5 protein-coding genes are annotated in these 11,892 nt (G+C 47.9%); 2 read left to right on the plus strand and 3 right to left on the minus strand.

Annotated features, from left to right (window positions below; translation table 11 throughout):
• Positions 1-158: 158 nt before the first annotated feature.
• Positions 159-2,408 carry a GH92 family glycosyl hydrolase gene (locus RIG68_RS15890; RefSeq protein ID WP_350124233.1) on the minus strand — a complete coding sequence of 750 codons (2,250 nt, stop codon included), beginning with the start codon at positions 2,406-2,408 and terminating at the stop codon, positions 159-161.
• Between the two features lie 203 nt (positions 2,409-2,611).
• On the opposite strand from RIG68_RS15890, the gene RIG68_RS15895 reads away from it, so the two are divergent.
• Both RIG68_RS15895 and RIG68_RS15900 read left to right on the plus strand, forming a co-directional pair.
• Complete coding sequence (locus RIG68_RS15895) at positions 2,612-4,486, plus strand: serine hydrolase domain-containing protein (protein ID WP_350124236.1); 1,875 nt, start codon at positions 2,612-2,614, stop codon at positions 4,484-4,486.
• Between the two features lie 153 nt (positions 4,487-4,639).
• Positions 4,640-5,740: a 6-phosphofructokinase gene (locus RIG68_RS15900; RefSeq protein ID WP_350124240.1), complete on the plus strand. Its 1,101-nt coding sequence runs from the start codon at positions 4,640-4,642 to the stop codon at positions 5,738-5,740.
• Between the two features lie 99 nt (positions 5,741-5,839).
• On the opposite strand, the gene RIG68_RS15905 is transcribed toward RIG68_RS15900, so the two are convergent.
• Together RIG68_RS15905 and RIG68_RS15910 are read right to left on the minus strand one after the other, a co-directional pair.
• A complete protein-coding gene (locus tag RIG68_RS15905; protein WP_350124243.1) occupies positions 5,840-6,769 on the minus strand; it encodes a PorP/SprF family type IX secretion system membrane protein in 930 nt (309 codons plus the stop codon).
• An 8-nt stretch (positions 6,770-6,777) separates the two neighbouring features.
• The coding region (locus RIG68_RS15910) for a T9SS type B sorting domain-containing protein (RefSeq protein WP_350124246.1) at positions 6,778-11,892 on the minus strand (5,115 nt) is incomplete at its 5' end.

Consider the following 11,892-nt stretch of genomic DNA (forward strand, 5'->3'; position numbering starts at 1 on the left):
TGGATAACTAAAATTACTCGTGTAAGTTTATAATGTTTACTAGTGTTGATATCACATCACCTACAAAGGTAACCCCTTATAATTATTTTTTTTATTACTTAAATCCTATTATCAAACTGCGGCTCGCACTACTTTTAAAAATAGGGCGCAAAACAACTCTATTTTTTGTCTAAAGTCATTGAAAATGGCCAGCTAACGGCGGAAGAACCCCTTTTTGTATTCGGTTTTGACGTCATATCAAATGAGATTTTAGCCCCTTTCACCAACTCGGCATGAGCGAGCCAATTTTTATCATATACACTTTCGTTGTAGACCACCTTATTAACATAAAAATTCGCCTGATTGTTTTCGGGTGCAAGAATTTCAATGTTTTTACCGTTTTCCAAAGAAATCATTACCTCCTTGAAAAACGGAGTTCCCAATACATACTGATCTGTGCCAGGGCATACCGGATAAAAACCCATAGCTGAGAATACATACCAGGCGGAGGTTTGCCCGTTGTCTTCGTCGCCACAGTAACCGTCCGGAGCAGGGGTGTACAGTTTGTTCATTACTTCCCGGATCCAATACTGTGCCTTCCAGGGTTCGGAAGTATAATTGTACAGATAGGTCATGTGCTGGATGGGTTGGTTTCCGTGCGCATATTGTCCCATGTTCATGATTTGCATCTCCCTGATTTCGTGGATGGTGAAGCCATAGTAGCTATCGTCAAAGAGCGGTGGCATGGTAAAGACGGAGTCCAACATGCTAATAAACATTTTGTTGCCGCCCATAAGTTGCTTTAGCCCCTCAATGTCATGAAAAACGGACCAGGTATAGTGCCAGCTATTGCCCTCGGTAAATGCATCTCCCCATTTGAGTGGATTAAAAGGTGATTGAAAGCTGCCGTCTTCGTTTTTGCCCCGCATGAGTTTTGTCTCACTGTCAAAAAGGTTCCGATAGTTTTGAGAGCGCTTTTTGTAGAGGTCGATCTCTTTTTGAGGCCTGTTCAGCGCTTTTGCTAGCTGGTAGATTGTGAAGTCATCGTAAGCATATTCCAGCGTCCGTGCAGCATTTTCGTTAATGCCTACGTTGTAGGGCACGTAGCCTAGCTTATTGTAGTAGGGAGCACCCCTTCTGGCTACAGCGTCCATGGGCCCTTCGGTATTGGCATCCTTTTTCAACGCTTCGTACAACGTGTTAATGTCATATCCTCTGAGGCCCTTTATATAAGCATCGGCCACGACAGAAGCTGAGTTGTTGCCTACCATTACGTTTCGGTATCCCGGACTTGCCCATTCCGGCAGGAAACCTCCCTCTTTGTAGTCGTTGATAAGTCCCTCCTGCATCTCCTTATTGACAGACGGATACAGTAGATTGAGCAATGGATAAAGCGCCCTGAAGGTGTCCCAAAAGCCGGTGCCGGAAAACATGTAGCCTGGAAGCACTTGTCCGTTGTAAGGGCTATAGTGCACGATTTTTTCCTGCTCGTTCAACTCGTACATTTTTTGAGGAAACAGGAGTGTGCGGTAGAGGCATGAATAGAATGTGCGCATCTGATCGATTGAACCGCCGCCGACAGCCACCACGCCAAGCTTTTCGTTCCACACTTTTTCTGCTTCGGTTTTTACTTGCTCAAAGGTTTTGTCGCCCACTTCCCTTTTGAGGTTGATGACGGCCTGTTCAGGGCTGATAAAGGAGGAGGCCACCTTGGCGTGAACTACTTCACCCTTTTTTGTTGAGAAGCCAACGGCTCCCACAGCATGCCCTTTCTTGAGCGTGTCGGAAACGCTCCAATTCACTTTTTTATCCAGCTCAATGATAAAATAGTTGCGGAAATTGTCTGGCACGCCACCACTGTTTCTTACTGTGTAGCCGGTTATTCTGCCGTTTTCTTCGTCTATGACTACTTCCGAACCTTTGTCGAAGCCGTCGATAACAAGCCAGGTGCTGTCTGCCTCCGGGTAGGTGAGCCTGAAAATAGCTGCTCTTTCAGTGGGGGTTATTTCAGTGGTAATGTTGGCATCAGCCAGATAAACGCTATAGTAATTCGGCTGGGCTATCTCAGCCTTGTGGGAGAACCAGCTCGCTCTTTTGTCCTGATCGAACTGAACTGCTCCTGTGCCTGGCATAAGACTGAACTGACCATGGTCATTCATCCAGGGTGATGGTTGATGGGTTTGTTTGAATCCCCTGATTTTGTCAGCATCGTAGGTATAGGCCCAACCGTCGCCCATTTTTCCTGTTTGAGGAATCCAGAAGTTCATGCCCCAGGGCACGGCAATTGCCGGGTAGGCGTTGCCATTGGACAGCTCCATTTTTGAGTCTGTTCCCATGAGCGTATTGACCAGCCCAACGGGATTTTCAGTGGTTTGTGCCCTTAGACCAAAAGTCAAGAGGCAAATAGGGATAAATAAGGACAATCTCATTGAATACTGGTTGAAAAGCTATGTGAGCTGGCGAATAGTAAATCAATTGGCACCCCCACCGGGTAAAGTCAACGCCTTTCACCGAAGTGCCATCAACAAAAGTAAATACTTAGATATTGTTTAGCCAGACAGAGAAGTCATTTTTCAGACTTAAATTGCTATTTCGAAACTCATTTGACTAGTCGTCTAAAAAGAAAAAAGGAATGAAGCATGCGTTTGAACTCTCGGTCGCTCTTATTTTTAGCTTTTTTGTTGCCACAGCTCAGCCTTCCGCCACGCCGCTAACGCCCCGGCAGCTGACAGACTCGCTTGAAGTGCTGATGGAAAGGAACGACATACCCGGCATCATGCTGACCATTGTTAAAGATGACAGCACCATCTTTTCCGGAGGACTGGGAGTGAAAGACAAAGGAATTAACTCGCAGGTAGATGGATCGACCCTGTTCAGGTTGGGGTCTATCACCAAAAGCTTTGTGGCGTTGGGCGTGCTCAGGTTAGTGGAAGAAGGCAAGTTTACACTGGAAGACGAAGTGAAGGCTTTGGCGCCGGAAATCGACTTTGAGAACAGCTTCGAGCCGGAGCACCCTGTGCGGGTAAAACACCTGCTTTCACACACAGCAGGGTTCGACGACATGCACCTGAATGAGGTTTACAACACCTCAGACACTCTTGTTTACCCTCTCGGGAGAGTGCTGACGCAGCACAAAAAAACGCTTAAAGTGCGGTGGCAGCCGGGAACCCGCTATGCGTATAGCAACCCTGGCTGGACGGTGGCTGGTTATCTTATTGAAAAGTATGCTGAGCAGCCATATGATCAATTTATTGCGGAAACCGTGCTCAGTCCAATCGGGATGAAGACCTCTAATTTTAAGTCTGTTCCTGAGGGACAAGCTTATTCTAAAGGATATGACGGAACCGGAAAGGAAGTGCCCTTTCTTCCCATCTATCATCGCCCTGCAGGAGCCTTCAATAGTAATGCCAACGATATGGCACGGTTTCTTTCTTTTTGGATCAGAAGGGGAAGGGTAGATTCTGTGCAAGTTTTTGCCTCAAAGGTACTTGACCTGATGGAGAGACCAGTCTACACCATTGCCAATCAGGCCGGCTTACCAGTTGGCTATGGCCTGGGAAACTATACTTTTGATACGCAGCTTCCTGTTTCGTTTCATGGGCACGATGGCGGGATTGATGGTTTTTCATCGTCTTACGGTTACAACAGTCAGTATGGAATAGGCTTTGCCATCTCCAACAATGCAGGCAAGGGCATGGGAGATTTGGTCAACCTTGTCAAGCAGTTTCTGGTGCAGGACATATCTGTTGCAAGGCCAGTTGCTCAGGCACTGGACGTTGAAACAATGAAACAATACGAAGGCTACTACCTCTTCAAAGCCTCCCGTAACCAGATTTTTGCCTTTATCGATAGGGTATTCAGCACCTGTGAGGTGACCATCGATAACGACACCCTGTACCTGAAGCAGTTTATGAAGGATCGCTTTCCTGTGGTGCCAGTTACTAATTCAAATGGGGAGGGCTATCTTTTTGCCGGGCTCAAAGACTATGTTCCCAGTCATGTATTTGTACCAACCGACACAGGTGAGCCTGTGCTGGCTACGGCAGTTGTTGGCAATTATCTTGAGAGGGTGAAATACTCAAGTGTTGTCACCAAGCGGGTACTCCTGGTGGTGTCGTTGGTGTTGCTGGTTAGCTCGTGCTTTGCGACGCTGGTGTGGTTGATTTTCGCAATCAGGAAGTCGCTGCCCTGGCAGGAGTTCTTTCGGAGAATGGTGCCGTCGTTGGTGGTGGTTGGGCTGGTTATGGTTTCTACCGGGCTCCTCGGAACGATCAATAAACTAAGTGAAGCAGGCGAACCGAACTTTAATGGCTGGCTTATTTACCTGGGAGGCTGGATCATATTGTTCAGTGCTTTTTTAAGCACCCGCTTCGGCATTATGAACTTTAAGTTGGGTGAGAGGAAGGCTTTCTCCGTGTATTATATCTTGCTGGCCTTCTCCTGCGTCATTGTCACGTTATTTCTTTATGATGCCGGATGGATGGGATTGAAAGTGTGGGAGTACTAACACCGCCTGTCTTTTTATTGAGTTATTTAGGTGACTTTTTTAAGTGGAATTGATTTTCACAAGCCTGACCACTCGGCCTCCCAATGACCTGCTCAATAAAGAACCGCTTTGTATTTCCTGTGGATTGCTTAGATTCATTTGAAATCTGGAAATATGAGCAAGAAGAAACTACTGGTACTTACAGGCGGAGGCGACTGCCCCGGTCTCAATGCCGTGTTGCGGGGGATTGTAAAGAGGTCGCAGCAGAACCCTGAATGGGAGGTGTACGGAAGTATAGAAGCCTATAATGGCGTGCTGAGCGACCCCCAGGAGATTGTCAGGTTGGACAACAAGGCCATCGCTGGCATCCACGTAAAGGGCGGCACCATCATAAAAACAACCAATAAAGGAGGGCCATTTACCTGGCCCGTGAAGCATGAAGATGGAAGCTGGTCCAGCATCGACCGCTCCGATGACTTACTCAACCGCCTCGATGATCTAGGCATAACCGCAGTGATTAGTATCGGCGGCGATGGTTCACAGCGCATTTCACAGAAGCTTTATGAGCGGGGTCTGGATATTGTTGGTGTGCCGAAAACAATTGATAATGATCTTTCGGGCACCGATTTTACTTTTGGTTTTCAAACAGCGGTGCAAATTGCTTCCGATAGCCTCGACAAGCTGGTGACCACTGCCGAAAGCCACCACCGGGTAATGATCATGGAGGTGATGGGCAGGGCAGCTGGCTGGATTGCCCTTCATACAGCCATTTCTGGTGGGGCAGAGGTTTGTCTTATTCCGGAGATTCCCTATGATGTAGAGAAAATAAAGCAACGAATTGATCAGCGTTACCATAATGGGAAGGGCTTTGCTCATATTGTGATGGCTGAGGGAGCTAAGCCGATTGGGGGTGATGTGGTTGCCACTAAAAGCAGCGAGGTGGGGTATAAAAATGTCCGGTTGGGAGGATGTGCTTACCGGCTTTCTCAAGAATTGAAAGATGCGGGCTGTGAGGCCGACATTCGTGAGACCGTATTGGGTCATATCCAAAGAGGAGGGGGCCCTATAGCTTTTGACAGGGTGCTTGCCTTGCAATTTGGCGTAAAGGCATTTGAAATGGTGCTGGAACAGAAGTTTGGCAGGATGGTGGCCTATAAACACAACGACATCGTGGACGTTCCCTTGCTGGAGGCCATTAGTACCTACAACTATGTTAATACTGATTCCTACCTAGTGAAAACAGCAAGAGGCTTAGGGATTTCTTTCGGAGATTAAGTTGGTCTTCAATAATACCTCTATCACTTTTAAGGCAGTGAACCCGGGCAAAAAAAAAGCCAAACAATGCTGTTTGGCTTTTCGAGGAAGTTAGGTTGATTAATAATAAACCGGGCATAAAGGATCTTTAGAAAGAGCCTTTATTAATACTCTATAGTTGATCATGATCTCATGCGTTCCGTTGGTGTATTGCCTTTGGTTCGATGTAACCATGTCGTAGGCATAGCCAAGCCGGATGTTCTCGTTCAATACAAGTTGGGTGATCAACGTCATTGAATCACCGCTACGGTAGGAGAGACCTGCGTAAACAATGTCTTCAAATATCACATTGCAGTTAAGGTCGATACCCAATGGCAGGTTATCTTGATATCGGATCAGCACAGCCGGGAGAAGATTGATGTTGTCGGTCAGAGGGAAAACTATTCCGCCGGTTAAATATACGTAACGGGGTGTTCTGGCTTCTGTCTCCTTCCCTAAACTTACATCGACAACCCTGTTTTTAACAATGTGGGGGATCGATGCGCCCAGGTACACTCGTTTATTGTAATAGTAAGCACCTGTTCCAAAATTCGGGCTGAACTTTCGATCAACTCCTGAAAGAATGTTGTCATTTTCATCCCTGATAGTAAGCAGGTCGTAGTTTGATCTTCTGTCATTGAACCCGCCTTGCAGCCCCATTGCCAAATAGCCTGTCGCTAGCTTGATTTTGTAGGCATAGCTGGCATAAAATCCATAATCAGTATGAATACCCACCTGATCTCTTGTTGCCGTTAGACCGACGCCGATCTGGTTACTAAACAAAGGTGTGTGGCCAGTGAATGTCTGGAATGATGGTGCACCATCAATATTAACCCATTGATCCCGGTGGATAACCGCAGCACTGAACTCGTTGGTGCTGCCGGCGTAGGCAGGGTTAAGTACCATTCCGTTGTACATGTACTGCGAAATAACCGGGCGTTGCTGGGCGAATACACCCCAGCTACCCAACAACAACACGACGCAGAACGATAATCTAGTTACAATCTTCATACTTCAAATTATCTTACGAGCTCAAGATAGCCAGAAAGTGGATCAGTTCCATCACCTTTGTCTACGAGATAGAAATAGGTACCCGCAGGTAACAGCCTGCTTCCCGCTACTATTCCCTTGTTACTTACACCGTCAAAGTATACATCGGTGTTGTCGTAACCATCGTTTTCCCATACAATAGCTCCGGCTCTGTTGAATATTTTCACATTGTTGTTAGGGAACTGATCGATACAATCCATGATGAAGAAATCGTTCAGTCCATCGCCATTGGCAGACACACCATTGTAGATAACGATATCCGCCCCAATAGTGAATTCCTGTGTCGCTGTACATCCGTTGCCATCCCAAATGGTCACCGAATAGTCACCAAAAGTAGCTTCAAACAATCCACCTTCAAAAGTAGTGTTGCCAGTAGCAAGGTGAGTCCACACAACGCTGTCAAGCTCTACAGGCTCAGGGAACACCAGCAGCGCAACTCCTGTTGGCACCAGACACTGTGAGTCTTGCACATCCACCACAAACTGAGGCTCTGTACGAGCATCGCTGATTGATATTCTTGACTCTTCAGATACACAACCTGTCAGAAGATCAGTAGCGATCACAATGTACTCTACGGTTTCACCTTCTCTTCCCAGCCCCTTAGGATCGAAGCCGGTGTAAATGATTGTGGTAGTATCCGTTGCTTCGTACCAGTCGAACTGATAGTTGCCAATATTGCCGTCCACTGTCGCCCTTGCTTCGCCGTTTGGTTCGGCACAACTTGTCATGTTGCTCACAAGCGTAAGGGTAGGGTTAGAAGGTGTTACGGTTTGATCCGTCACTTCAACTGTTTGAGTCGACTGACAGCCAGTGATGGTGTTGGTCACTCTCAGCGTATAAGGGCCGGCTGCCAGATTGCCAACCACAGGCCCGTCGAAGATTTTAGCAGCTGGATCAACTAACGTTCCGGTGTACCACTCGAAAGTGTGACCTGTTACAGTGCTGTCGGCAAGGATGGCACTCAATTCGCCGTTAGGCTGGTCTTCGAAGCATATCGTCAGTGCTTGTGTCTCAGTAACGATCACGTCAGGAATGGTAGTTGCATCGGGCACCACCACCTGAATGGGTTGTGACTGACACAGCGGATCGTCGATATTATAGACCATCAACGTGTAGGTTCCGCTGTTCAAATTCTCCCACGACTGTCCTTCAAAGTCGAACTCTCCGGCGTTGAAACCAGGAGCCACCAAACCAGCTCTCCATAGGAATCTATAGTCCTGAATCTCCTTACCAAACGGCAGGCTGATCAGGTTAGCGGCTACCACTCCATCGAATGGTGCTATACATCTGTCGTTCACAGTTGCCGTAGTTGTTACTTCCAGTGGGTTGATTGACTCGTCCGTCATTGGATAAGTTTCAACAGAGCTGCAACCTGTGGCAAGGTCTGTGACCAGCACGGTGTACATACCGGCAGCAATACCACTGAGGACAGGGTTGTTTGTCAGAAGCGGCGTGCCGGTGGCTGTGGTGCCCCTGTACCAGGCGAAAGTATAGGCATTTGTGTCATTTGACCCATTAGCTGTTACTTCGAGTAAGCCGTTAGGAATGGCAGGGTTACAGTTGGTTTGCACTTCAACATTTACCAGGCTAATTATTGGTGGTGTTGAAACGTCTTCCACTTCTACTTCCACTTCAATAGAGCTACATCCGAAGGTGTTGTCTACAGCTCTTATGTAGTAGATGCCTGCTTCCAAATCTGTGAAGATAGTATCGGCAGCTGAAGCGATTGGTGATGCACCCGCCGTAGCCGGGTTTACATTCCACAGCTCGAAGGTATAATCAGCCAATACGCCTGTTGTGATGCCGTTGATCTCTATAGAGCCATCAGCAGGGTCACATACTGTCATTGGCAACACCTCAATGTCATCAAGCAACAGTTGCGGAATAACCGGAACATTCTCCAGCGTGATTTCAGCGGTGCTTGTACAACCTGTGAGGTTATTCAATACCTCAACGGTGTAAGGCCCGGCAGCCAAACCACTAATGGACTGCGTGTTGCCCAGGTTAGTGCCTGTTACACCACTGCCTTCGTACCAGGTGACTACATAGTTGTTGATATCGTATCCAACAGCACTTGGATCATCTACTATTACACTCAACTCGCCATTGGCAGAGGAAGCATCACAGCTTTGATCCACTTGTACCAGGGTGATGTCGGCCACAGGGTAAGTGATTTCTTCTTCCACTACGAAGTCAAGCGTCTGAGCACAACCTGTAGCTATGTGTGTCAGGGTTACAGTATAAGCTCCAGCGCTCAGGTTGCTGATGCTGTTCTGCCCAGCCACATTGTTGACAAGGGTAGTGGCATTGTCTACATCCTTCCAAGTGAAGTTGTAGTCTGCCAAAGCACTTGCAGCGCCACCCAGAGTAACTACGTCTACCGAAGCAGCACCGTTAGGTGTACAGTTGGTTTGGTCAGTAGTTGTTCTTGCGGTTACTACGACTGGAAGCGACTGGGTGCCTACAACTATTTGCTGGGACACTTGACAGGTCGAGACATTGTTAACTATCGTGACCGTATAAGTGTCAGCTGAGAGACCGGTGATGGTTGTCAGGCCATTGAAGGCAGGCAGTGCTCCGGCAGTATTGGCCCAAGTAATGGTCGTGCCATCTGTTGTAGCATCGCCGTCCGTATCCTGTGCAGCCAGAGTGATTGTAATTGCTCCAACACCCAATGTTCCGTCTACACAGCCCTGGTCTTCAGTGACTACGGCTGTCAGTGAAGGATTCACGTGGTGGTCTTCGATAGTCAGCTTAATGAATGCCGAAGGACAACCTGTCGAATTTCTGGTTGCTTGAATGTAGTATTCACCCTGGCCAAGCGTTCTCGTATGATTGTAAACAGTGGTTGACCCACTTACGTCCAGATTGGCACCTATCTGTGTTGTTTTGTTGCTTTGGTACAATCTCCACGTATATGCCTGCAGATCCTGAACGCCGTTGGTGATCTTATTGCTTCTCAGTTCGAATGATCCGTTACCTGCCGGAGTTGTACACAGAGTAGAATGTGTCAAAGCCGCTACGGTAAAGGCAGGGGTCACAAGGTTCTGAGTAACCTGGAACCGCTCGGTGGTTTCGCAACCAGAAGCAGTATTTTCTACTATTACAGTATAGAAGCCTGCAGCCAGGTCGGATACCACAAACTCAGTTCCCGAGTTACCATCTCCACTGATCGAGCCGGGAACAAAGGCACCAGCTGCGGCAGATAAAGTTGTCTGGTATGTCCAGGTCAAGCCGTACGTCTGCCCAGTATTGCTGGCTCCTGTTCTCATGCCAAATGTGATGGTTCCATTGTCGCCCACGCAATTGACATCTGCAGTGACTGAAGATGTTTCAAGCTCAGGGATTTCAGTTGCATCTTCAATATCAATAGGGTAGAACTCAGAAGAGCAACCGAAGGTGTTGTGGGTTGCCACAAGGTAATAACGACCAACAGGCAGCGGCTCCGCAGCAAGGGCAGCGGTTGTGAACACACCTGCACCATGCAAAGCAAAGCTAGCATTGTATAAGCGGATCGTATAGTCTGCGTCAATTGCAGCAAGTCCATTGACAGTCGCATTGTCTCCAGGGTTGCCCGAACTGGTGATTGTTACAAAGTCGGTGGTGCCGTCGAAGAAAACAGAGCCATTGTCAACATCACAAGACGTATCGTCAGTGCTGCTCGCTTGCAGGGTGATTACTACTGGTACGTACTGGAGGTTGAAAGTGGCTCGTGCTGTACAACCCAGATTGGCTGGGTTGCTGTCGGTTACTTCTACCCAATAATTGCCATCTTCAGCTCCCGTGATTTGGGCAGTGTTGCCACCATCGCCGTTAGGAACTGGTGTGCTTGAAGCCACCGTGCCTTTATGCCACTGGAAGGTGTAATCGGCGCCAAGTGTCGTTCCATCCACGCCACCTACAAAGGCGGTCAGTTGACCGTCGAAGTTGGCAGGGTCACAGTATGTGTTTGCCTGGTTTTGGGTGATGGTCACCACCGGCTTCACGGTCTGGTTAATGATGTTTACCTGTCTTCCTGGTGATAGACAACCGGTAGTAAGGTTTCTTGCTCTGACAAAGTAGGTACCAGCAGTGAGGTTGGCCGTTGTGTTAGGGAAGCTAACGCCAGCAACACCCTGGTTGTCGAACAGCCTGATCAAAGCGGTATTGCCACTGTTCCAAAGCTCAATCTGGTAGTTGGCTAAATCGGTGGTGGTAGTTAAAGTGACACCCGCCACTTTTATTTCATCCACTTCCAGTCTTCCATTCGCCGGGCTACAGTCGTTCACATTGGTAATGTTAACACCTGTGGCAGGAATGGATAGGTTAGCGGGGGTGTCTTGTATTTGAACCACGATTTGATCGGAGCAGCCAACACCTGCTGTAGCTGTGGCTTGTGCTGTAACGACGATGGTATAGAAGCCTGCGCCGAGGTTAGAAGCAGAGAACATGTTAACACCGCTTAGGGCAGGGAGAGCAACACTAGGTGCAGCAGTACCCACACCGCTGAACCATTGAAAGTCGTACCTTGCTTCATCTCCATCACCGTTAGTGATCGATAGCGTAATCGTACCATCACCACCGGCACAATATGTATCTGGTGTTACGACAGCACTCATTGTAGGCTCGGTACCATCGAAACCCACAGTTACCTGATAGGTAGCCGACACACAACCAGTTGTTTCGTCAGTGATAGTGATGTCGTAGGTATCAGGCTCTAGGTTGCTGATTGTTTCAGGATCAGTAGACAGCGCCAAAGCAGCGTTATCTGCTGAATTTGTATTAACACCATTGATAGCAATTGTGTAGTCAGTAATGGCAGCGCCACTTCCTGAGATGTCGGCCAGATCAATGATGATTGATCCATTGGCAGGCGATGTACAATCAGTAGCAGGGTTAGCGACCACATTGGCCACGTCCAGTGTTACAGGAGTAAGGTTAGCTGTAAGCGTAAATCCACCTGTCACAGTACAGCCAAGATTTCCAGTAATGTTATCAGTAACGAACACCCAGTAGTTACCTTCCTGTAGGTTAGAGATGACAGATGTGTTGACACCTGATTCGTCGATACCTACTGTAGAACCATTGTGCGCTACTCCATTAGA

Origin of the sequence: Imperialibacter sp., from assembly GCF_040222385.1 — a bacterium.
In the GTDB taxonomy this organism is placed as follows: Bacteria; Bacteroidota; Bacteroidia; order Cytophagales; family Cyclobacteriaceae; genus Imperialibacter.

What these genes read in the sequence shown, in the direction of transcription:
- RIG68_RS15905 (WP_350124243.1), bottom strand. Translation starts at nt 6,769, where the DNA reads ATGAAGATTGTAACTAGATTATCGTTCTGCGTCGTGTTGTTGTTGGGT.
- RIG68_RS15895 (WP_350124236.1), top strand. Translation starts at nt 2,612, where the DNA reads ATGAAGCATGCGTTTGAACTCTCGGTCGCTCTTATTTTTAGCTTTTTT.
- RIG68_RS15890 (WP_350124233.1), bottom strand. Translation starts at nt 2,408, where the DNA reads ATGAGATTGTCCTTATTTATCCCTATTTGCCTCTTGACTTTTGGTCTA.
- RIG68_RS15900 (WP_350124240.1), top strand. Translation starts at nt 4,640, where the DNA reads ATGAGCAAGAAGAAACTACTGGTACTTACAGGCGGAGGCGACTGCCCC.